Raw genomic sequence first — 22,844 nt, 5'->3', positions numbered from 1 at the left:
GGGGCATACACGGTCCTTCGTTCGGATCGTGCCGGATCAGCGCGCGGGGCCCGGTACGTGCACCTGCAAGGCGGAAGAAGGAGCCCACGCGGAGGGGCCCGTGCCCGGAGGGCCACGGGGGAGCCGGCGACCGACGACAATACGGCAGATGTGCGTGCCGGGGCCCGCGAGCCCCGGCAAGATCCAGACGAGAGGCCCTCAGTGGGGACGACCGAGATGCACGACCCAGGCCAACCGCACGGCCCCCTCGCGGGCTTCACCGTCGGCGTGACCGCCGCCCGGCGCGCCGACGAGCTGGGCGCGCTGCTGCAGCGGCGCGGCGCGGCGGTCGTGCACGCCCCCGCACTGCGCATCGTGCCGCTCGCGGACGACACGGAGCTGCTCGCCGCCACCAACGAGCTGATCGACCACACCCCCGACGTGGTCGTCGCCACCACCGCCATCGGCTTCCGCGGCTGGGTGGAGGCCGCCGACGGCTGGGGGCTCGGCGAGAAGCTGCTCGGCCGGCTGCGCGAAGCCGAGCTGCTGGCACGCGGGCCCAAGGTCAAGGGCGCCATCCGCGCGGCCGGGCTCACGGAGGAGTGGTCGCCGGCGTCCGAGTCGATGGCCGAGGTTCTGGACCGGCTGCTCGACGAGGGCGTGGCGGGCCGCCGGATCGCGCTGCAGCTGCACGGCGAGCCGCTGCCCGGGTTCGTCGAGTCGCTGCGGGCGGGAGGCGCGGACGTCGTCCTCGTACCCGTCTACCGCTGGATGCCGCCCGAGGACCTCACCCCGCTCGACCGGCTGCTGGACGCGACGATCGGGCGCGGCCTGGACGCCGTCACGTTCACCAGTGCCCCGGCCGCCGCCTCGCTCCTGAACCGTGCCGAGAGCCGGGGGCTTCTGACCGATCTCCTGGACGCCCTCGGGCACGACGTCCTCGCGGCCTGTGTCGGTCCGGTCACCGCGGTGCCGCTGCAGGCCGCCGGCGTCACCACGGTGCAGCCGGAGCGGTTCCGGCTCGGCCCGCTCGTCCAGCTGCTCGGCGCCGAACTGCCCGCCCGGGCCCGTACGTTCCCCGTCGCCGGCCGCCGCGTCGAGATCCGCGGTCACGCCGTCCTCGTCGACGACGAGCTGCGCCCGGTGCCGCCCGCCGGTATGGCCCTGCTGCGCGCCCTGTCGGAGCGGCCCGGCTGGGTCGTCTCCCGTTCCGACCTGCTGCGGGTCCTTCCCGGCGCGGGCAGGGACGAGCACGCGGTGGAGACGGCGATGGCCCGGCTGCGCACGGCGCTGGGCGCTCCCAAGCTGATCCAGACCGTCGTCAAACGCGGCTACCGGCTGGCCCTGGACCCGGCGTCCGACGCCAAGTACGCGGACGCCTGACCGGCCGGCCCGGAGCGCGCCGCGCGCAGCAGCGACGTGGCGCGCCACAGGCACAGCAGGGCCGCCGCGGTGAGCACGGCACGCACGGTGTTCCAGAGCACCCAGGGGTCCTCGAAGCTCTCCCGTACGGCGGCCGGGTCGGCGATCGCGTCCGGGGCGCCGGCGGCGGCGAGTTCGTTGTTCAACGGCACGTTCGCCGCGGACGTCACCACGAACACCAGGACGTAGAGGACCAGCGCCGCGCTCACCCACCGGCCGGGCGGTGTGCGGCGCTGCTGCCAGGCCGATACGGCGGTGAGGACGAGCGCGCCGAAGAAGCCGGCGAAGAACACCGGGTTCTCGATCACCTCGTTGATGTTCTGCATGACCTCGACGTAGGTCCGGTCGTCGCTGCGGCCCAGCGCCGGCATCACCGCGCACGCGAAGGCGAACCAGACGCCCGCGACGAGGCCCATGGCCACGGTCGCCGCCGCGAGAACCGCTCCTGCACCCCTGTTCTGTGTCATGTGACCAGTCAACAGGCCCGTGCTCGTGGCGGACATGGGCGAGAGTCGCAGGCGCATGTTCATTCGTCCACGTCCCGTTGAGGGCTTTCGGCCGTCCCCGCCGACGGGCACTCTGGTGGGGACACCCGACGGCGAACCCGAGGCGGTGACAGGCGCATGACAGCGGCGGGCGACTCGTACGCGTACCAGTGGCGGTTCGACTCCGGGCGCGTCTGCCTGGACCTGGTGGCGACGGCGAGGGAGCCGGGGGACCGGCAGCCCGTCGGGCCCGAACCCCTGGCGGACACCGCGAGGTTGGCCTGCTGGCTCACCGGCGCCGGTCTCGTCCCCGCGGGAACACGGCTGGCCTGCGTCGACAGCAACTGGGTGGCCGGCTTCGTCGAACTGCGCGACTGCATCGACCGCCTGGTGCGCACCGGCCCCGAGGGCCGCCCCACGGACCACGCCCTGAAGGTGGTCAACTCCCGCGCACAGGTGCCGCCGCCGGGCATCAACGCGGTACGCGGCGAGGACGGCGCACTGGTACGCGCACTGTGCGGGGCCCCGGAGTGCGCGGCGCTGCTCGCGGTCGTCGCACGGGACGCGGTGGAACTCCTCACCGATCCCGTCGCCTGCGCCCGGCTGCGGCAGTGCGAGGGCGACAACTGCCGACGCGTCTATCTGGACACCTCACGCGGCAGGCGTCGGCGCTGGTGCTCCAGCGAGGTGTGCGGCAACCGGGAGCGGGTGGCGAGGCACCGGCGGAAGGCCTCCGTCAAAGATCTCGAGATTTCTTCGGCCGGCATTGAGTGATCCTCGCACCGCCCCCGTAGTGAAGGGGGACCAGGACGTGCCGGCAGGACCGCCCGGCAGCCGGCTGTTGAAAACAGGGTCTCGACCGGGAGGTTCAGGTGCGCAAGGATGCCGCCGTGGCCGATGACCGTCCGCAACGGGCCCGCCATCGCAGGGGGCATCTCCCGGGACCGGACGGCTCCGGGGGACAGAAGCAGCGTGTCGACACCTCCGTCCCCGACGAGGAGTTGATGCGTGCCCTCTATCGCGAACACGCAGGACCGTTGCTTGCCTATGTACTGCGCCTCGTCGCCGGCGACCGCCAGCGCGCGGAGGACGTCGTGCAGGAGACGCTCATCCGTGCCTGGAAGAACGCCGGCCAGCTCAACCGGGCGACCGGCTCTGTCCGACCCTGGCTGGTGACGGTCGCCCGGCGCATCGTCATCGACGGTCACCGCAGCCGGCAGGCCCGGCCGCAGGAGGTCGACCCGTCGCCGCTGGAGGTCATGCCCGCGGAGGACGAGATCGACAAGGCGTTGTGGCTGATGACGCTCTCGGATGCACTCGATGATTTGACGCCCGCCCACAGGGAAGTGCTTGTCGAGACGTATTTCAAGGGGCGTACGGTCAATGAGGCGGCCGAAACGCTCGGCATACCCAGCGGGACCGTGCGGTCCCGTGTGTTCTACGCGCTCCGTTCCATGAAGCTCGCTCTTGAGGAGAGGGGGGTCTCGGCATGACCATGTACGAGCAGGAATCCGTGCACGACGCCGTCGGCGCGTATGTGCTCGGCATACTCGACGAAGCGGACGCCTCCGCCTTCGAGGCGCATCTGGCCGGATGCGACATCTGTGCCGCCCACCTCGAGGAGTTCTCGGGCATGGAGCCGATGCTCGCGATGCTCGCGGAGGCACCCGCCCCCGCGCCACCGCAGAGCAATGTCTACAGCCTGCCCGGTATGCGCGGCATGGAGGACTTCCCGCCGCCCCGTCCCGTACCCGTCGTGCCCACGTCCCCCAGCCCCAAGGTGCTCGACGGGCTGCTGAACGAGGTCGCCGTCAAGCGTGCGCACAAGCGCAGGCGCGGCATGTACCTGCTCGCGGCCGCCGCGGCGCTGATCATCGGCGGGCCCGCCGTCGCCGTGGTGGTCACCGCGGACGGCACCGGGAGCAACGTGGCAGGGGCCGACCCGCACCCCACCAGTCCCGCGGAGGACGCCTTCTTCAACCACATGGAAGAGAAGGTGCAGGCCACGGATGCGACCACGAAGGTCAGCGCGGCCGTCGGCATGGAGAAGAAGGGCTGGGGCACGCACGCCGTCCTGGAGCTCAAGAACGTCAAGGGGCCGCTGAAGTGCAACCTCATCGCCGTGTCCAAGACCGGTGAGGAGGAGGTCGTGACGTCGTGGGCCGTCTCCAAATGGGGTTACGGAATCCCCGACAGCCCGAACACGGCCGCCAAGAAGCCGCTGTACGTCCACGGCGGGGCGGCGATGGACCGCAACGACATCGACCACTTCGAGGTCCGTACGTTCGACGGCGAACGGCTGGTCGAGGTCGACGCCTAGGATTTCCCGTCAGGATCACGCCGGGCGGGCGCCGCGCTCCGGCCGGGGAGCTGTACGGCCCCCGGCCCCGTAGCCATGTCCCGGGCCCTGGACCCGGGGGCGCCGCGTCCGGTGTTCGTGAGCCGTCCCCCTCCGGCCCACGGCCCGGACAGGTGCAATATCCTCCCCCCTTGCCGTACGGTTGACGGCTGCCCAGTGCACGTCAGAAGGGGGCCCGGTGGCCGCGCAGGATGCCGCTGTCGAATCCGCGATCGACTCCACCGCCGACACGGTGCGAGACCGTGAGATCGGTGTCGAACAGGTACATCTCGACCAGGTGTACCGCCGTCTCGAGGAGAAGATCCACGAGGCGGAGTTCCTGATGAACGACGCCGCCAAGAGGGGGCAGGTGGGTACCCCCGGCGCGCTCGCGGAGCGGGACGCCCAGGTCTTCCGCGCGGGCGTCCACCTCAACCGCCTCAACAACGAGTTCGAGGACTTCCTCTTCGGCCGTATCGACCTGCTGTACGGCAAGGACGGCAAGAAGGGACCCGACGGCGCCTACACATCCGTCGAACCCGCCGACGGCGCCGTACGGCCGGACAACACCGCCGAGATCGGCGAGACACTGCACATCGGCCGGATCGGCGTGCTCGACTCCGACTACGCCCCCCTCGTCATCGACTGGCGGGCCCCGGCGGCCGCCCCCTTCTACCGCTCCACCCCGGTCGACCCCGGCCGGGTGGTCCGCCGCCGCGTCATCCGTTCCAAGGGCCGCAGGGTCCTCGGCGTCGAGGACGACCTGATGCGCCCGGAACTGACCGCCACGCTGAACGGCGAGCGGCTCCCGGTCATCGGCGACGGCGCGCTGATGGCGGCGCTCGGACAGGCGCGCAGCCACTCGATGCGTGACATCGTCGCCTCCATCCAGGCCGAGCAGGACCTGGTCATCCGTGCCCCCGCCGCGTCCGTGACGTATGTGGAGGGCGGCCCCGGCACCGGCAAGACGGCCGTCGCCCTGCACCGGGCGGCCTACCTGCTCTACCAGGACCGCCGCCGATACGCGGGCGGCATCCTCATCGTCTCCCCGACGCCGCTGCTCGTCTCCTACACCGAGGGCGTGCTGCCGTCGCTGGGCGAGGAGGGGCAGGTCGCGATCCGGGCGGTCGGCTCGCTCGTCGACGGAGCCGAGGCGACGGTCTACGACGAGCCCGCCGTGGCCCGGGTCAAGGGGTCCTCGCGGATGCTGAAGGTGCTGCGCAAGGCGGCGCGGGGCGCCCTCGAGCTGTCCGGTTCCCCCGCCCCTGCCGGTGGCGCCGGTGGCGCCCCCGCCGGCGGTCAGCTCGCCTTCGGCGAGGAACCGGAGACCCCCGCCGGGCCGCCCGCCCGGCTGCGTGTCGTCGCCTTCGGCCGGCGGCTCGAGCTGGAGGCCGATGAACTGCAGCGCATCCGGCACAACGTGCTGGGCGGAACCGCCCCCGTGAACCTGCTGCGCCCCCGCGCCCGGCGGCTCCTGCTCGACGCCCTGTACGCCAAGTCGGGCGCCGGGAGCCGGCACACCAGCGACCCCGAACTCGCGGCGGAGCTCCGCTCCTCCTTCGACGAGGACGTCACCGGCGAGGACAGCTTCATCGCCTTCCTCGACGCCTGGTGGCCCGAGCTGACCCCGCGCGGTGTGCTCGCCGCCATGGCCGACGAGCGGCGCCTCGGCCGCTGGGCACGCCGCATCCTCAACCCCGGCGAGGTGCGCAGGCTGGCCCGCTCACTGCGCCGTGAGGGTCTGTCCGTCCACGACGTGGCGATCCTCGACGAGTTGAACACCCTGCTCGGTACGCCCGCCCGGCCGCGCAGGAGACGTGAGCTCGACCCGCTGGACCAGCTCACCGGGCTCGAGGAGCTGATGCCGCAGCGCGAGGAGACGCAGCGCGAGCGTGCCGAGCGGCTGGCGGCGGAGCGCACCGAGTACGCGCACGTCATCGTCGACGAGGCGCAGGACCTCACACCCATGCAGTGGCGGATGGTGGGCCGCCGCGGCCGGCACGCCACCTGGACGGTCGTCGGGGACCCGGCCCAGTCGTCCTGGTCACAGCCCGACGAGGCGGCGGAGGCACGCGACGAGGCGCTCGGCACCCGCCCGCGCCGCCGTTTCGAGCTGACCGTCAACTACCGCAACCCGGCCGAGATCGCCGAACTGGCCGCCAAGGTGCTCAGACTCGCCATGCCGGGCATGGAGTCCCCGTCCGCCGTCCGCTCCACCGGAGTGCGCCCGCGGTTCGCGGTCGTACGGGACGGCGACCTCGCCGGTGCCGTACGGGCCGAGTCGGAGCGCCTGCTGGCCCAGGTCGACGGCACGGTCGGCGTCGTCGTGGCGATGAACCGGCGCGAGCAGGCGGCGCGCTGGCTGGCCGGGCTGGGTGAACGGGTCGTCGCGCTCGGCTCGCTGGAGGCGAAGGGGCTGGAGTACGACGCGACCGTGGTCGTCTCACCCGCTGAGATCGCCGACGAGTCGCCGGCGGGTCTGCGGGTGCTGTACGTGGCGCTGACCCGGGCCACGCAGCAGCTCACGGTGGTCTCCGGCCGCCGCGACCAACCGGACGCGGACGGCGTGCCGGACCTGCTGCGGGACTGAACGGGCGACCGCTTCGAAGTCGGCGCACCGTACGGGAATCACTTACCGGGCAGGTGCGTTAGCCTGGTTACGGCACCGGCTCGATCCAAGCCCCCGGGCCCAACCTTCGTCCCTCAGAGGGACCACTTGCCGCGAGGCGAGCATGGCGGGTCGGTGCCACCTTGTTTTTCGGATTCATCCGCGGGAGAGGCCCGCGTCACCTGTCCAGGTGGCGCGGGCCTCTTCAGTTCCGGGTTGGTTTCTCGTATGGTGGAAAACAGTTTCCGAAAACAATATGACCGCATTACCTGCTACTGGCGGGTAGGTGTCACCATCTTCACAGCGCTGCCGGGCCCGAGGTGCGGTGCCGCGTAGCAACGAAGCTAGGGAAAGCAGAGGAACCCGGTCATGGCAACGGCGCCCAGCGTCTCGTACTCGATGACGGTCCGGCTGGAGGTGCCCGCCAGCGGAACGGCGGTCTCCCAGCTGACCACGGCCGTGGAATCCTCCGGCGGCTCCGTGACCGGCCTGGACGTGACCGCCTCCGGCCACGAGAAGCTGCGGATCGACGTCACGATCGCCGCCAGCTCCACGGCGCACGCGGACGAGATCGTGGAAGGTCTCCGGGACATCGAGGGCGTCGTCCTCGGCAAGGTCTCGGACCGTACGTTCCTGATGCACCTCGGCGGCAAGATCGAGATGGCGTCCAAGCACCCCATCCGCAACCGTGACGACCTCTCCATGATCTACACCCCCGGTGTGGCGCGGGTCTGCATGGCGATCGCGGAGAACCCCGAGGACGCCCGCCGCCTGACCATCAAGCGCAACTCCGTTGCAGTGGTGACGGACGGCTCCGCGGTCCTCGGTCTCGGCAACATCGGCCCCAAGGCCGCGCTGCCGGTCATGGAGGGCAAGGCGGCCCTCTTCAAGCGCTTCGCCGGCATCGACGCCTGGCCGATCTGCCTGGACACCCAGGACACCGACGCCATCGTCGAGATCGTCAAGGCGATCGCCCCCGGCTTCGCCGGCATCAACCTCGAGGACATCTCCGCGCCCCGCTGCTTCGAGATCGAGGCGCGGCTGCGGGAGGCCCTCGACATCCCCGTCTTCCACGACGACCAGCACGGCACCGCGATCGTCGTCCTCGCCTCGCTGACCAACGCCCTGCGCGTGGTGGGCAAGGGCATCGGCGACGTGCGCGTCGTCATGTCCGGCGCCGGAGCGGCCGGCACGGCGATTCTCAAGCTCCTCATCGCGGCGGGCGTCAAGCACGCCGTCGTCGCCGACATCCACGGTGTCGTGCACGCCGACCGCGAGGACCTGAAGGCCGCCGACCCCGACTCGCCGCTGTGCTGGATCGCCGACAACACGAACCCCGAGGGTGTCACCGGCACGCTCAAGGAAGCCGTCGTCGGGGCGGACGTCTTCATCGGCGTCTCCGCGCCGAACGTGCTCGGCGCGGCCGATGTCGCGGCCATGGGCGACGGCGCGATCGTGTTCGCGCTCGCGAACCCCGACCCCGAGGTCGATCCGGCAATCGCACGCCAGACGGCGGCAGTTGTCGCCACCGGCCGTTCGGACTTCCCCAACCAGATCAACAATGTGCTGGTCTTCCCTGGCGTGTTCCGCGGTCTGCTGGACGCGCAGTCCCGCACGGTCAACACCGAGATGATGCTCGCCGCCGCGGCGGCGCTCGCGGACGTCGTCACCGAGGACGAGCTGAACGCGAACTACATCATCCCCTCGGTCTTCAACGACAAGGTCGCCGGAGCCGTCGCGGGGGCCGTCCGGGAGGCGGCGAAAGCGGCGGGCGCCGCTGTGACAGGGCCCACGTCCGCCTGACATACGGCGCGTCGCGGGTCGCGGGCTTGCAAACCCCCCTTTAGGGTGGCGGATCAGGGAGCACGTGGCCCTCGGCCCGACCACTCCGCCGAGTCCCGAGGCAGTCGACGGAACGTCACCACGACGAGGCGGTGGTGGATTTCATGCGACTCCGGGGTGACTCCGGAGGGTGCCGGATTGGCTTTCCCGCCGCTGGTGGGGGCAGGATGCTTCCCCGAGGACCTGCGTCCTGGGGGTAGCCCCCGCGGGCGCGGAGGGGTCTGACAGCAGACCCGGGTCCGGGGACTGTCCGAGGGCCCTGGCAGCATCGGCTTCGATCCACGCCTCACAGGCAAGAAGAACACGGGAGTAACAAAATGAACCGCAGTGAGCTGGTGGCCGCGCTGGCCGACCGCGCCGAGGTGACCCGCAAGGACGCCGACGCCGTTCTGGCCGCTCTCGCCGAGACCGTCGGCGAGGTCGTCGCCAAGGGCGACGAGAAGGTCACCATCCCCGGCTTCCTGACCTTCGAGCGCACCCACCGTGCCGCTCGCACCGCTCGGAACCCGCAGACCGGCGACCCGATCCAGATCCCCGCCGGTTACAGCGTGAAGGTCTCCGCGGGCTCGAAGCTCAAGGAAGCCGCCAAGGGCAAGTAAGGCCTCAGGCAGCACGAGGGCGGCCACCCGGCTCCGGGTGGCCGCCCTTCCGCATGCCGCAGCCGGGGCCGGGTGGGGTGCTTTGCCGGGTTGTGTGGGCGCCGGCCCCGGGCTCCTGCGCCTCAGTCGCCGGCGGGGCTGAGGTTGCTCGTGCTTGGCGTTGCCGGTGCCGGGTGCGCATCTGGCCGGCGCCGGGTGCTTGGGGGAGGTTGTCGGCGGGCCGAGCGGTCTGGGCCGGGTGGGGTGCTTTGCCGGTTGGGGGGCGCTGTCCCCGGGCCTTTGCGCCTTAATCGCCGGCGGGGCTGAAGATGCCCGTGCCTGGCGTTGCCGAAGGGGCTGACGTGGTCCGTGGTCGGCGGGTTGGCCGGTCGGGGGCTGGAGCGGCTTGTGGGAGGCGCTGGGGGTGCCGCAGGCGGGGAGAAGTCCCGTGCCGGGCCCGGAGCCGTTTTCGAGGCGCCTGGGGGGCCGGGGCCCGCCCCGGCCGCGGGGAAGGGCGGCGTGGGGGAAACGGCGTCGTACAGCGCGACGGCCCCCGCGGGATCCCGCGGGGGCCGTCGCGCACAGCGGGGGCCGTCAGACGATCGGACCGCCCGGCAGCTCCACCTTCGCGCCGAGCGTCTCCAGCTTCTCCATGAAGTTCTCGTACCCGCGGTTGATCAGGTCGATCCCGTGCACCCGGCTCGTCCCCTGCGCCGCCAGGGCCGCGATCAGGTACGAGAAGCCGCCGCGCAGGTCGGGGATGACCAGGTCCGCGCCCTGGAGCTTCGTGGGGCCGGACACGACCGCGGAGTGCAGGAAGTTGCGCTGGCCGAAGCGGCAGTGCGAGCCGCCCAGGCACTCCCGGTACAGCTGGATGTGCGCACCCATCTGGTTCAGCGCCGACGTGAAGCCGAGCCGCGACTCGTACACCGTCTCGTGGACGATGGACAGACCCGTGGCCTGTGTCAGAGCCACGACCAGCGGCTGCTGCCAGTCCGTCTGGAAGCCGGGGTGCACGTCCGTCTCCAGCGCGATGGACTTGAGCCGCCCGCCGGGGTGCCAGAAGCGGATGCCCTCGTCGTCGATCTCGAACGCGCCACCCACCTTCCGGTAGGTGTTGAGGAAGGTCATCATCGAGCGCTGCTGTGCGCCGCGCACATAGATGTTGCCCTCGGTGGCCAGCGCCGCCGACGCCCACGACGCCGCCTCCAGGCGGTCGGGGAGCGCCCGGTGGGTGTAGCCGCCGAGTTTGTCGACACCGGTGATCCGGATCGTGCGGTCGGTGTCCACGGAGATGATGGCGCCCATCTTCTGCAGCACGCAGATGAGGTCCTCGATCTCCGGTTCGACCGCCGCGTTCGTCAGTTCGGTGACGCCCTCGGCGAGCACGGCCGTCAGCAGCACCTGCTCGGTCGAGCCGACCGACGGGTACGGCAGGCGGATCTTCGTACCGCGCAGCCGCTGCGGGGCCTCCAGGTACTGGCCGTCGGCCCGCTTCTCGATCGTCGCGCCGAACTGGCGCAGCACGTCGAAGTGGAAGTCGATCGGCCGACCGCCGATGTCGCAGCCGCCGAGGCCGGGGATGAAGGCGTGGCCGAGCCGGTGCAGCAGCGGGCCGCAGAAGAGGATCGGAATGCGCGACGAGCCCGCGTGGGCATCGATGTCAGCGACGTTCGCGCTCTCGACGTGCGTCGGGTCGAGGACCAGCTCGCCCGGCTCCTCGCCGGGGCGGACCGTCACTCCGTGCAGCTGCAGCAGCCCGCGCACGACTCTGACGTCACGGATGTCCGGCACGTTGCGCAACCGGCTCGGGCCGCTGCCGAGCAGTGCGGCGACCATCGCCTTGGGCACGAGGTTCTTCGCGCCGCGGACGCGGATCTCGCCCTCGAGCGGGGTTCCGCCGTGGACAAGCAGTACATCGTCTGTGCCGGTCATGAATCTCGCGTTCCGGAGTAGGTCGGTCGGGGGACAGAGAAAAGGGTAAGGGGGCGGAGGCCCTGTTTTGTAAGGCCCGGGAGCGTTCTCAGCCGTAAAGGATTCGGTACAGCACTCTGTGTCCGCCCTGCTTCGCACACCGTCACCGTCCTGGCCCTGTGGCCACACCCCCCGCCCCCGCCCGCTGAGCTGCGCCCATCGCGTGGGAATCGCGTACTGAGCCGCTCGGCCCCCGCGGGGGCCCAAGATGCGGGATCATGTCTCGCATGACCGAGGTGTCCTCGCTCACAGGCCGGCTGCTCGTCGCCGCTCCCGCCCTGGCGGACCCGAACTTCGACCGGGCGGTGGTCCTGCTGCTCGATCATGACGACGAGGGTTCCCTCGGCGTGATTCTCAACAGGCCGACACCGGTGGTCGTGGGGGACATCCTCGAGACGTGGGCGGCGCTGGCGGGTGAGCCCGGCGTGGTGTTCCAGGGCGGGCCGGTCTCCCTGGACTCGGCGCTCGGCGTCGCCGTGATACCCGGCGACGAGGGTCCGCTCGGCTGGCGGAGGGTGTACGGCGCGATCGGCCTCGTCGACCTGGAGGCCCCGCCCGAACTGCTCGGCCCGGCGCTCGGCTCCCTGCGGATCTTCGCCGGGTACGCGGGCTGGGGGCCGGGGCAGCTGGAGGACGAGTTGCAGGACGGCGCGTGGTACGTCGTCGAGTCGGAGCCGGGAGACGTCTCCTCGCCGCGGCCGGAGGGATTGTGGCGCTCGGTGCTGCGGCGTCAGCGGAGCGAGCTGGCCATGTTCGCCACGTATCCGGACGACCCGAGCCTGAACTGACCGGGCCCTCAGGAAGGACGGGAAGGGCCCTTGCTCCCGAAAGGTGCCGCGGCGTGAGTACCCTTGGAGCTCATGAGCACTCTTGAGCCCGAGCGCGGGACAGGCACGGGGACCCTCGTCGAGCCGGCACCGCAGGTGTCGCACGGCGACGGCGACCACGAGCGCTACGCCCATTACGTCCAGAAGGACAAGATCATGGCGAGCGCCCTCGACGGCACTCCCGTGGTGGCACTGTGCGGGAAGGTCTGGGTGCCGGGGCGGGACCCCAAGAAGTACCCGGTCTGCCCCATGTGCAAGGAGATCTACGAGTCCATGGGCGTCGGCGGCGACAAGGACAAGGGCAAAGGCGGCAAGGACAAGAAGTAAGTACCCCCCCGCCCGAGCCGGTAACGGCCCTCGGACGCGCTTCGGCGCGCCCGGGGGCCGTTTTTCGTTGCACGGGGCCGTTGCAAGGGATGCTTCGGCCGGTCACAGAGTGGTTGAGACCTTTCACCTCCCTCTTGTCGGGCTGTTCCGTCGGGCCTAGCCTCCTGCCTGTTGTGCAGTGCGAAACGACCGTTGCGTATGTTGCAACGCCTGAATTCGTAGGGGTCCCCGCATGAAGCTCATCTCCCGAATCGCCGCTCCGGCCGCGGCACTCGCGCTCGCGGGCCTCACGGCCACCGCCTGCGCCCCCCAGACCTCCGACAACAGCGCACGGCAGGACGACAAGAGCGGCACACTGCGGGTCTGGCTGTTCCAGGAGGTCAACAACAAGCCCAAGGAGCAGATCGTCGACGCCGCGGTCGCCGCCTTCGAGAAGTCCCACGAGGGCGCGCAGGTCGAGGTCGAGTACATACCGGTCGAGACCCGCGCCCAGAAGATCAAGGCGGCGTTCAACGACCCGTCGAGCGCCCCCGACCTGATCGAGTACGGCAACACCGACACCGCCGGGTACGTCAAGGACGGCGGACTCGCCGACGTCACCGCCGAGTTCGGCGCCTGGGACGAGGCCAAGGACACCGACCCGACCGCCAGGCAGTCCGTCACGGTCGACGGCAGGATTTACGGAGCTCCCCTCTTCGTCGGCGTCCGTGCGCTCTACTACCGCACCGACGTCTTCAAGGACCTCGGCCTCGCGGCGCCCAAGACGCAGGACGAGCTCATCGCCACCGCCAAGAAGATCCGCAAGGCGAAGCCCGACCTCTACGGACTGGCCGTCGGCGGCGCCTACACCTACGGCGCCATGCCCTTCATCTGGTCCCACGGCGGCGAACTGGCCGAGGAGAGCGGCGGCTCCCACACCTCCGCCATCGACAGCGCCGCCGCCCAGAAGGGCATCAAGGCGTACACGTCGCTCTTCGGCGACGACAACTGCCCGGCCGCCAAGTGCGCCTCCATGGGAGGCAACGCAACGGTCACCGCCTTCGCCTCCGGCAAGGCCGCCATGGCGATCGGCGGCGACTTCAGCCACCAGGCCGTCGAGGCCGGCACCGTCAAGGGCAAGTACGCCGTCGTGCCGCTGCCCGGTCTGAAGGCCGGTGAGATCGCCCCCGCGTTCGCCGGCGGCAACAACGTCGGAGTCCTCAAGAGCAGTTCGCACCGCACGCTGGCGGTGGACCTGATGAAGAAGCTCGCCGGCAAGGAGACGCAGGGCAAGCTCTTCGACGCGATGGGCTTCCTCCCCACGTACACCGACGTACGCGCGGAAGCCGCGAAGAAGCAGCCGTTCGTGGCGCCCTTCATCGAGACACTCGGCGCCGGCGCCAAGTTCGTCCCCGCGTCGCCCGCGTGGGGCCAGATCGACGCCTCGCTCGTCCTGCCGACCATGTTCCAGGAGATCGTCAGCGGCAAGAAGGACGTCGCCACGGCCTCCGGTGACGCCGCGAAGAAGATGGACGCCGCGTTCACCGACGCGGGCTGACCCCATGGCGTACAGGACTGCCGCCGCCGAGCCGGCCGCGCTCCCCCGGGGGACCGCGGCCCGCCCGCCGGCAACGAAACCACGCCCCTCGGGCAGGCCGCCGCGCCGCCGGGGAGCCTGGACCCCCTGGCTCTATCTCGCGCCCGCCCTCGTGGTGCTCGCGGGGCTGCTCGTCTACCCGATCTACCAACTCGGTCTGATCTCCTTCCTCGAATACACCCAGGCCCAGGTCAGCGGCGGCGAACCGACCAGCTTCCAGGGCCTCGGCAACTACCGGACCCTCTTCGCCGACAGCCAGTTCTGGCAGGTGCTCCTGGCGACCCTGGTCTTCGCGGCGGCCTGCGTGATCGCCACACTCGCCGTCGGCTGCGTGCTGGCCGTGCTGCTGACCCGTGTGCGCGCACTGCCGCGGCTCGCCCTGATGCTGGCCGCGCTCGGCGCCTGGGCGACCCCCGCTGTCACCGGCTCCACCGTCTGGGTCTTCCTCTTCGATCCCGACTACGGGCCGGTCAACCGGATACTGGGGCTCGGCGACTTCTCATGGACCTACGGGCGGCTCAGCGCCTTCGCGCTCGTCCTGTTCGAAGTCGTGTGGTGCTCGTTCCCGTTCGTGATGGTGACCGTCTACGCGGGCATCAAGGCGATTCCGGGGGAGGTGCTCGAAGCGGCCTCACTGGACGGCGCCTCGCAGTGGCGGATCTGGCGGTCCGTCATGGCGCCGATGCTGCGGCCGATTCTGGTGGTCGTCACCATCCAGTCGATCATCTGGGACTTCAAGGTCTTCACCCAGATCTATGTGATGACGAACGGCGGAGGCATCGCGGGACAGAATCTCGTGCTGAACGTGTACGCCTATCAGAAAGCTTTCGCGTCCTCGCAGTACAGCCTGGGGTCGGCGATCGGCGTCGTCATGCTGCTGATTCTGCTGACGGTCACCCTTGTGTATCTGCGTCTGCTGCGACGTCAGGGAGAAGAGATATGAGCCTGGTGCGCCCGCGGATACGGGTACGGCGGCCCGGACGGCTGCCGGCGGAGGCCGCGGCGCTGGTCATCGCACTCGTCGTCGCCTTTCCGCTGTACTGGATGGTGCTCTCCGCCTTCAAACCGGCCGGGGAGATCCAGTCGACGGAGGCCAGGCCCTGGACGCTTTCCCCGTCGCTCGACTCGTTCCGGCGGGTCTTCCGGCAGGAGGAATTCGGCGGCTACTTCGTCAACAGCCTGATCGTCGCCGGAACGGTCGTCGTCGCCTCCGCGCTCATCGCATTCCTGGCCGCCACCGCGGTCACCCGTTTCCGGTTCAAGTTCCGTACGACGCTGCTCATCATGTTCCTGGTGGCGCAGATGGTGCCGGTCGAGGCGCTGACCATTCCGCTGTTCTTCCTGATGCGGGACTTCGGGCAGCTGAACACTCTCGGCTCACTGATCCTGCCGCACATCGCCTTCTCGCTGCCGTTCGCCATCTGGATGCTGCGCGGTTTCGTGAAGGCCGTGCCGGAGGCGCTGGAGGAGGCGGCGTACATCGACGGTGCGAGCCGCGGCCGTTTCCTGTGGCAGATCCTTTTCCCGCTGGTCTTCCCGGGGCTGGTGGCGACGAGCGTGTTCTCGTTCATCTCGACCTGGAACGACTTCCTCTTCGCCAAGTCGTTCATCATCAGCGACACCTCGCAGTCGACACTGCCGATGGCGCTGCTGGTCTTCTTCAAGCCCGACGAGAACGACTGGGGCGGAATCATGGCGGCGTCGACCGTGATGACGGTGCCGGTGCTCGTCTTCTTCGTACTCGTACAGCGACGTCTCGTTTCCGGACTGGGCGGAGCGGTGAAGGACTGACGACGGGAGCGGGGCGCCCGCACGCCGGCGGTTCGTCGCGCGGGGCCGCGCCCCGCCGCGGGCACGGCGCCCCGCCGTCCGGCACCCCGTCACCCGTCACCCGTCACCCGTCATTCGAAACACGGGAAACCATTCCGAAAGGCTGAAGACATGACAGACCTCGTGCCCGCACCGGCCGGCGTCGACTGGCGGGGCTCCGCCGCGGGCGGCTTCTCCCTCGACGAGCGGACCACGCTGGACGCCCACCCCGGTACGGAGGGCGTGGCGCGGTGGCTGCGCCGGGAGGTCGGCGCGGCCACCGGTCTGCCGCTCGCCGACGGCGCCGGTCCGCACAGCGTGCTGCTGCGCGTGAGCGAGGACGTCGCCCGGGAATCCGGCCCGGAGGGCTATCGGCTCTCCACGGACGGATCCGAGCCGGACGCGGCCGTCCTCATCGAGGGCGGCAGCGCAGCCGGGGTCTTCTGGGGCGCGCAGACGTTCCGTCAGCTGCTCGGGCCCGACGCGTACCGCAAGGCCCCCCTGCCAGGCCGCGCCTGGGACGTGCCGACGGTCACCGTCGACGACGCGCCCCGCTTCGCCTGGCGCGGCCTCATGCTCGACGTCGCCAGGCACTTCATGCCCAAGGACGGCGTCCTGCGCTGGCTCGACCTGCTGGCCGCGCACAAGCTCAACGTCTTCCACTTCCACCTCACCGACGACCAGGGCTGGCGCATCGAGATCAAGCGCAGTCCGAGGCTCACGGACGTCGGCGCCTGGCGGGCACGGACCAAGTACGGGCACCGGGCCTCACCGCTGTGGGACGACAAGCCGCACGGCGGCTACTACACCCAGGACGACATCCGCGAGATCGTCGCCTACGCCGCCGAGCGGCACATCACCGTCGTCCCCGAGATCGACATCCCCGGGCACTCGCAGGCCGCCATCGCCGCCTACCCCGAACTGGGCAACACCGATGTCGTCGACACGAGTGCCCTGACCGTCTGGGACAACTGGGGTGTCAGCCCGAACGTGCTCGCGCCCACCGAGAACACCCTCCGCTTCTACGAGGGCGTCCTCGAGGAGGTCCTCGAGCTCTTCCCGTCCGCGTTCGTGCACATCGGCGGCGACGAGTGCGCCAAGGACCAGTGGAAGGCGTCGCCCGCCGTCCAGACGCGCATCAGGGAACTCGGCCTGGCCGGTGAGGACGAGCTCCAGTCGTGGTTCATCCGCCACTTCGACCGCTGGCTCACGGACCGCGGCCGCCGGCTCATCGGCTGGGACGAGATCCTGGAGGGCGGGCTGGCCGCCGGAGCGGCGGTCTCGTCCTGGCGCGGCTACAAGGGCGGCATCGCCGCGGCGGAAGCGGGCCACGACGTCGTCATGTGCCCGGAGCAGCAGGTGTACCTGGATCACCGGCAGGCCGCCGGCGACGACGAGCCGATGCCCATCGGCTACGTCCGCACGCTCGAGGACGTCTACCGCTTCGAGCCCGTCCCGCCGGCGCTCGCACCCGAGGCCGCCGCCCGCATCCTCGGAACACAGGCGAACGTCTGGACGGAGGTGATGCAGGACAGCGCCCGTGTCGACTACCAGGCCTTCCCGCGCCTCGCCGCGTTCGCCGAGGTCGCCTGGTCCGCGCTGCCGCCGCCCGCGGAGCGGGACTTCGCGGACTTCGAGCGACGGATGGCCGTCCACTACGCCCGCCTCGACGTGCTCGGTGTCCAGTACCGGCCCCCTGGCGGGCCGTTGCCCTGGCAGCGGCGCCCCGGAGTCGCCGGACGCCCGATCGAGGGCGCGCCCCCGAACGTGTGAGCCCGGCCCGAGGCCGCCACGTCGCGGCCCGGGTCCTGAGACGGTGGGAGGGTGGCACCGCAAGGAGAAAGACGCACAAGCGCCGCCGAGACGCGGCAATCCGCCCGCGAGGGCACCGGAGTGCGAAACCGGACCATTGGCGCGAACTCGCCCCTGTGGGGCGGATGCACCCTTCGCGGACCCTCTCGGCGGTCCGCCCGGAAGATGTGCCAGAGTTGCCACGTCCAGCCTGTGAGCACGTACGGTACGGCAACACAGGCGGGACAGCCGGGACACCGGGAAGGGGCAGCTTGGTGACCACGCACGCACCGCACACGGCACAGTCGGTGACGCTGCCGGCCTCGCTCGACGAGGCCGTGGCGGCGCTCAGCGCCATGCCCGCCGCCGTCCCGGTCGCCGGCGGCACGGACCTGATGGCCGCGGTCAACAAGGGGCAGCTCCGACCCGCCGGCCTGGTGGGCCTCGGCCGGATCAGCGAGATCCGCGGCTGGCGCTACCAGGACGGACACGCACTGCTCGGCGCCGGGCTCACCCACGCCCGGATGGGCAGGCCGGACTTCGCCGCCCTCATCCCCGCGCTGGCCGCGGCCGCGCGCGCGGCCGGACCGCCCCAGATCCGCAACGCGGGCACCCTCGGGGGCAACATCGTCAGCGCGGCGCCCACCAACGACACCCTGCCGGTGCTGGCCGCTCTCGAGGCCGACCTGGTGATCGCGGGTCCCGGAGGCGCACGCCGCGAGATCCCGGTCTCGCACCTGCTCGCCGGGCGGGAGATGCTCGGTCCGGCCGAACTCATCGGATTCGTACGCGTACCCCTCCTGCACGCCCCGCAGGTCTTCCTGAAGGCGACCGGCCGCACCGGCCCCGGCCGCGCCACGGCCTCCGTGGCCGTCGTGCTCGACCCGGCGCGGCGCGGGGTGCGCTGCGCGGTGGGCGCTATCGCGCCGATGCCGCTGCGGCCCCTGGAGGCCGAGCGGTGGATCGCGTCGCTGATCGACTGGGACGGCGAGCGCGGGCTCGCGGGCGAGGCCCTCGCGGCGTTCGGTGAGTACGTCGCCGCCGCGTGCATCCCCGACCCGGCGCCGGCGGCCGACGGCGAGGAACAACCGGTGCTGTCACCGGCCGTACTGCATCTGCGGCGTACCGTCGCCGCGCTGGCCCGACGGGCACTGGGGAGGGCGCTGTCGTGAGCAACGAGGACAACCCGCACGGCCTTCCGCCGCATCTGCACGAGCTGCCGGAGGGCTTCGAGCCGGAGCGGCACGGCGACCAGTACGACGGTCACGAGCAGCGCGACCAGTACGAGCAGCAGGGCGGCTACGAACAGCAGGGCGGCTACGAGCAGCAGGGCGGCTACGACGGGCCCGAGCAGTACGAGCACCCCGACCGCTCCGAGCAGTACGACCAGTACGGCTCCTACGGTTCGTACGACTCCTACGGCGGCGAGGCCGGCGGCTGGCAGCCCACACCGCAGGGCGGCGAGTACGACGGCGACGCGACCGGCTTCTTCCAACTCCCGCCGGAGGTCACCTCGTCCGAGGGTGCCCCGCTCGAGGCTCCGGGGCACGGTTACGTACCGCCGATGATCACACCGCTGACGCCTGCCGCGGGGACGGACCCGGCCGGCGGCTGGGCGCCCCAGTGGCCGGAACCGGCCGCGCAGGGTGCGCCGGAGTCCGAGGCGCACGCCACGGGCCAGTGGTCCTTCCACGACTTCCAGGAGGCGGACCCTGAGCCCGCCGCGCCGTCCGAGTCCGACTCGGGCGAGTTCCCGCTGCCGCCCGGCCCCGACGCGCCCTGGGCGGGTGCGACTCCGTCCGCCACGCTTCCCGGGGGCGCGCCCGCGCCGTGGGCGACCCTGCCGGGCGGAGCGCCGGCGCCGTGGGCGGACCCGGTCGGGCATGAGCACACGGCCGGGCCTGAGCCCGAGTTCGAGCCGGAGCCCGCGCCGGAGCCGGAGCCGGAGCCCGCGCCCGCACCCGAGGAGGCGGCGCAGGAGGACAGCGCCGCCCCGACCGAGACGGCCGAGACCGCCGCCTCGGTCGGCGAGGCCGACGCGGTCCCCGAACCCGCCGAGACGTCCCCCGAGCCAACCGAGACGTCCTCCCCGGCCGCCGAGCACCCCGCTGCCGACCCGGACACCCCTGCCGCCCCGGACACCCCTGCCGACCCCGACACCGCTCCCGCCCCCGACCCCGACCCAGAAGCCATGCCCGGCCCGGACGCCCCCGTCGCGGTCGCGGAAACCTCCGCCGGCAACGAGGAGCACCCCCCGACGTCGTACGTCCTGCGCGTCAACGGCACCGACCGGCCGGTCAGCGACGCCTGGATAGGCGAGTCCCTGCTCTACGTGCTCCGCGAGCGCCTCGGCCTCGCCGGCGCCAAGGACGGCTGCTCACAGGGCGAATGCGGCGCCTGCAACGTCCAGGTCGACGGCCGCCTCGTCGCCTCCTGCCTCGTCCCCGCCGCGACCACCGCCGGCTCCGAGGTGCGTACGGTCGAAGGGCTCGCCACCGACGGCGAACCCTCCGACGTCCAGCGGGCGCTGGCGGCCTGCGGCGCGGTCCAGTGCGGCTTCTGCATCCCCGGCATGGCCATGACCGTCCACGACCTCCTCGAGGGCAACCACGCGCCGACCGAACTGGAGACCCGCCAGGCCCTGTGCGGCAACCTCTGCCGCTGCTCGGGCTACCGCGGCGTCCTCGACGCCGTGCGCGAGGTCGTCGCAGAACGGGCGGCTAGCGCCGAGTCCGGCTCCGAAGCGGCGGACGACGCCGAGGAAGCCCGCATCCCGCACCAGGCACCCCCCGGCGCAGGTAGTGTGCAGATTCACCCGCACGACGGAGGCATGGCGTGAGCAACGACGCGGCCACCACTGCGACGCCGACGCCGCAGCCGGTCGACAGTCCCCAGCCGGACCCTCCTGCCCACGGCCTCGGCGCGTCGCTTCCCGCCGCCGACACCCGCGCGAAGAGCGAGGGCACCTTCCCCTACGCCTCCGACCTGTGGGCCGAGGGCCTGCTGTGGGCCGCCCTGCTCCGCTCGCCGCACCCGCACGCCCGCATCGTCTCCGTCGACACTTCCGGGGCCCTGGAGATGCCGGGCGTACGGGCGGTGATCACCCACCAGGACATTCCGGGAGAGGGCGCGTACGGCAGGCGCATCGCCGACCGGCCCGTCTTCGCCTCCGAGATCGTCCGCCACCACGGCGAGGCGATCGCCGCCGTCGCGGCCGACCACCCCGACACCGCCCGTCTCGCGGCCGCGGCCATCGCGGTCGAGTACGAGATCCTCGAGCCGGTCACCGACCCCGAGAAGGCGTTCGCCGCAGAGCCGCTGCACCCCGACGGCAACCTCATCCGCCACATTCCGCTGCAGTACGGCGACGCCGACGCCACCGGCGAGGTGATCGTCGAGGGCCTGTACCGCATCGGCCGCCAGGACCCGGCCCCCATCGGCGCCGAGGCCGGCCTCGCCGTGCCCCGCCCCGACGGCGGCGTCGAGCTCTACGTCGCCTCCACCGACCCGCACACCGACCGCGACCTCGCCGCCGCCTGCTTCGGCCTGGAACCGGAGCGCGTCAAGGTCGTCGTCACCGGAGTCCCCGGCGCGACGGGCGACCGCGAGGACCCCGGTTTCCAACTGCCGCTCGGACTGCTGGCCCTGCGTACCGGCTGCCCGGTCAAACTCACCGCCACCCGCGAGGAGTCCTTCCTCGGCCACGCCCACCGCCACCCCACGCTGCTGCGCTACCGCCACCACGCGGACGCGGAGGGCCACCTGGTCAAGGTCGAGGCACAACTGCTCCTCGACGCGGGCGCGTACGCCGACGCCTCCTCCGAGTCGCTGGCCGCCGCGGTGGCGTTCGCCTGCGGTCCCTACGTCGTCCCGCACGCCCACATCGAGGGCTGGGCGGTCCGCACGAACAACCCGCCGTCGGGCCATGTCCGCGGCGAGGGCGCGATGCAGGTCTGTGCCGCCTACGAGGCGCAGATGGACAAACTCGCCGCGAAACTCGGCCTCGAACAGACCGAGATCCGCCTGCGCAACGTCCTGGCCACCGGCGACATACTGCCCACCGGCCAGACCGTCACCTGCCCGGCCCCCGTCGCCGAACTGCTCCAGGCCGTACGCGACTTCCCCCTCCCGGCCCTCCCCAAGGACACCCCGGAGGACGACTGGCTCCTTCCCGGCGGCCCCGAGGGCGCCGGCGAACCGGGCGCCGTACGCCGGGGCGTCGGCTACGCCCTCGGCATGGTCCACATGCTCGGCGCGGAAGGCACCGACGAGGTCTCAACGGCCACGGTCAAGATCCACGACGGGACGGCGACGGTCATCTGCGCCGCCGTGGAGACCGGTTCGGGGTTCTCCACGCTCGCCCGTCAGATCGTCCAGGAGACGCTGGGCATAGAAGACGTCCGGGTGGCCGCGGTCGACACCGACCAGCCCCCGGCCGGGCCGGCCGCCCACGGCCGTCACACCTGGGTGTCCGGCGGTGCGGTGGAGCGGGCCGCAAAGATGGTCCGCACCCAGCTGCTCCAGCCGCTGGCCCACAAGTTCGGCATGTCCACCGAACTCCTCCAGATCACGGACGGCAAGATCACGTCGTACGACGGTGTCCTGTCGACGACCGTGACGGAGGCGATGGACGGCAAGGAACTCTGGGCCACCGCCCAGTGCCGCCCCCACCCGACCGAGCCCCTGGACGCAGCCGGGCAGGGCGATGCCTTCGTGGGCCTGGCGTTCTGCGCGATCCGCGCCGTCGTCGACGTCGACATCGAACTGGGCTCGATCCGCGTCGTCGAGATGGCCGTCGCCCAGGACGTGGGCCGCATCCTCAACCCGGCGCAGCTGGCCGCCCGCATAGAAGCCGGCGTCACCCAGGGCGTGGGCACGGCCCTCACCGAGAACCTCCGCACCGCTCGCGGCCTGATCCGCCACCCCGACCTCACCGGCTACGCCCTGCCGACCTCGCTCGACGCCCCCGAGATCCGCATCGTGAAACTCGTCGAGGAACGCGATGTCGTGGCCCCCTTCGGCGCCAAACCCGTGAGCGCGGCCCCCGTGGTCACCTCCCCGGCCGCCGTGGCCTCCGCGGTCCGCGCGGCCACCGGCCGCCCGGTCAACCGCCTGCCGATCCGGCCGCAGGCCGCGGTGGCCGTGCCCAACTCGTAGGGCACGGCGTGGTGGCGGACGAGTTCCCGCTCACGCCGAGAGTCGTGGACGGTGGCCGTACCGCCGTGGCCAGGAGCCGGTGGCCGCCGATCTCGACCGGACCGTCGTGCAGCAGAGGCGAGAGCATCGAC

At 71.6% G+C, this 22,844-nt stretch carries 18 protein-coding genes; 16 read left to right on the top strand and 2 right to left on the bottom strand.

Translation table 11 applies throughout. The features are described 5' to 3' along the window. Positions 1-216: 216 nt before the first annotated feature. A complete protein-coding gene (locus tag ACFYV1_RS22215) occupies positions 217-1,362 on the top strand; it encodes a uroporphyrinogen-III synthase (protein WP_389397246.1) in 1,146 nt (381 codons plus the stop codon). Here ACFYV1_RS22215 and ACFYV1_RS22210 read toward each other — a convergent pair. Then, positions 1,311-1,868 carry a DUF1772 domain-containing protein gene (locus tag ACFYV1_RS22210; RefSeq protein ID WP_389397245.1) on the bottom strand — a complete coding sequence of 186 codons (558 nt, stop codon included), beginning with the start codon at positions 1,866-1,868 and terminating at the stop codon, positions 1,311-1,313. The genes ACFYV1_RS22215 and ACFYV1_RS22210 overlap by 52 nt on opposite strands. A 156-nt stretch (positions 1,869-2,024) precedes the next feature. Here ACFYV1_RS22210 and ACFYV1_RS22205 point away from each other — a divergent pair, with 156 nt between their 5' ends. The 6 genes from ACFYV1_RS22205 (at position 2,025) to ACFYV1_RS22180 (ending at position 9,273) form a co-directional block, all read left to right on the top strand. Next, complete coding sequence (locus tag ACFYV1_RS22205) at positions 2,025-2,660, top strand: CGNR zinc finger domain-containing protein (RefSeq protein ID WP_389397244.1); 636 nt, start codon at positions 2,025-2,027, stop codon at positions 2,658-2,660. Positions 2,661-2,758: 98 nt separating this feature from the next. Then, a complete protein-coding gene (locus ACFYV1_RS22200; RefSeq protein WP_389397243.1) occupies positions 2,759-3,379 on the top strand; it encodes a sigma-70 family RNA polymerase sigma factor in 621 nt (206 codons plus the stop codon). Further along, positions 3,376-4,206: a zf-HC2 domain-containing protein gene (locus tag ACFYV1_RS22195; RefSeq protein ID WP_389397242.1), complete on the top strand. Its 831-nt coding sequence runs from the start codon at positions 3,376-3,378 to the stop codon at positions 4,204-4,206. The genes ACFYV1_RS22200 and ACFYV1_RS22195 overlap by 4 nt, the downstream gene beginning before the upstream one ends. A gap of 217 nt (positions 4,207-4,423) precedes the next feature. After that, positions 4,424-6,814 carry a HelD family protein gene (locus ACFYV1_RS22190; protein WP_389397241.1) on the top strand — a complete coding sequence of 797 codons (2,391 nt, stop codon included), beginning with the start codon at positions 4,424-4,426 and terminating at the stop codon, positions 6,812-6,814. A 387-nt stretch (positions 6,815-7,201) separates the two neighbouring features. Continuing rightward, positions 7,202-8,635: an NAD-dependent malic enzyme gene (locus tag ACFYV1_RS22185; RefSeq protein ID WP_389397240.1), complete on the top strand. Its 1,434-nt coding sequence runs from the start codon at positions 7,202-7,204 to the stop codon at positions 8,633-8,635. 356 nt (positions 8,636-8,991) lie between these two features. Further along, a complete protein-coding gene (locus tag ACFYV1_RS22180; RefSeq protein WP_004571953.1) occupies positions 8,992-9,273 on the top strand; it encodes an HU family DNA-binding protein in 282 nt (93 codons plus the stop codon). Between the two features lie 573 nt (positions 9,274-9,846). Here the strand turns inward: ACFYV1_RS22180 and murA are convergent. Beyond that, entirely contained in the window at positions 9,847-11,187 is a 1,341-nt protein-coding gene (murA, locus tag ACFYV1_RS22175; RefSeq protein ID WP_389397239.1) for a UDP-N-acetylglucosamine 1-carboxyvinyltransferase, read from the bottom strand. A 266-nt stretch (positions 11,188-11,453) separates the two neighbouring features. Between murA and ACFYV1_RS22170 the strand changes: the two genes are divergently transcribed. The 9 genes from ACFYV1_RS22170 to ACFYV1_RS22130 all read left to right on the top strand — a co-directional run bounded on the left by ACFYV1_RS22170 (position 11,454) and on the right by ACFYV1_RS22130 (position 22,713). Then, the gene (locus ACFYV1_RS22170) at positions 11,454-12,014 is read left to right on the top strand and encodes a YqgE/AlgH family protein (RefSeq protein ID WP_389397238.1); all 561 of its coding nucleotides are present in this window, start codon (positions 11,454-11,456) and stop codon (positions 12,012-12,014) included. A 72-nt stretch (positions 12,015-12,086) separates the two neighbouring features. Continuing rightward, positions 12,087-12,380, top strand: coding sequence for a DUF3039 domain-containing protein (locus ACFYV1_RS22165; protein WP_389397237.1), 294 nt, complete (start codon positions 12,087-12,089; stop codon positions 12,378-12,380). 232 nt (positions 12,381-12,612) lie between these two features. After that, the gene (locus ACFYV1_RS22160) at positions 12,613-13,917 is read left to right on the top strand and encodes an extracellular solute-binding protein (protein WP_389397236.1); all 1,305 of its coding nucleotides are present in this window, start codon (positions 12,613-12,615) and stop codon (positions 13,915-13,917) included. Positions 13,918-13,921: 4 nt separating this feature from the next. Then, on the top strand, positions 13,922-14,899 hold the full coding sequence (locus ACFYV1_RS22155) for a carbohydrate ABC transporter permease (RefSeq protein WP_389397235.1): 978 nt from the start codon (positions 13,922-13,924) through the stop codon (positions 14,897-14,899). Beyond that, the gene (locus tag ACFYV1_RS22150; protein ID WP_389397234.1) at positions 14,896-15,747 is read left to right on the top strand and encodes a carbohydrate ABC transporter permease; all 852 of its coding nucleotides are present in this window, start codon (positions 14,896-14,898) and stop codon (positions 15,745-15,747) included. Before ACFYV1_RS22155 ends, ACFYV1_RS22150 begins: the two co-directional genes overlap by 4 nt. 150 nt (positions 15,748-15,897) lie before the next feature. Further along, entirely contained in the window at positions 15,898-17,538 is a 1,641-nt protein-coding gene (locus ACFYV1_RS22145; protein ID WP_389397233.1) for a beta-N-acetylhexosaminidase, read from the top strand. Positions 17,539-17,831: 293 nt separating this feature from the next. Next, positions 17,832-18,728, top strand: coding sequence for an FAD binding domain-containing protein (locus ACFYV1_RS22140; RefSeq protein WP_389397232.1), 897 nt, complete (start codon positions 17,832-17,834; stop codon positions 18,726-18,728). Further along, positions 18,725-20,395 carry a 2Fe-2S iron-sulfur cluster-binding protein gene (locus ACFYV1_RS22135; RefSeq protein WP_389397231.1) on the top strand — a complete coding sequence of 557 codons (1,671 nt, stop codon included), beginning with the start codon at positions 18,725-18,727 and terminating at the stop codon, positions 20,393-20,395. The genes ACFYV1_RS22140 and ACFYV1_RS22135 overlap by 4 nt, the downstream gene beginning before the upstream one ends. Continuing rightward, positions 20,392-22,713, top strand: a complete 2,322-nt coding sequence (locus tag ACFYV1_RS22130) for a xanthine dehydrogenase family protein molybdopterin-binding subunit (protein WP_389397230.1) — start codon at positions 20,392-20,394, stop codon at positions 22,711-22,713. The genes ACFYV1_RS22135 and ACFYV1_RS22130 overlap by 4 nt, the downstream gene beginning before the upstream one ends. The last annotated feature ends 131 nt before the right edge of the window (positions 22,714-22,844 follow it).

Source organism: Streptomyces sp. NPDC003023, from assembly GCF_042888225.1.
Classification (GTDB): Bacteria; Actinomycetota; Actinomycetes; order Streptomycetales; family Streptomycetaceae; genus Streptomyces.
The sequence above is the reverse complement of the archived record's forward strand: the minus strand, read 5'-3'. Positions and strand labels throughout refer to the sequence as shown.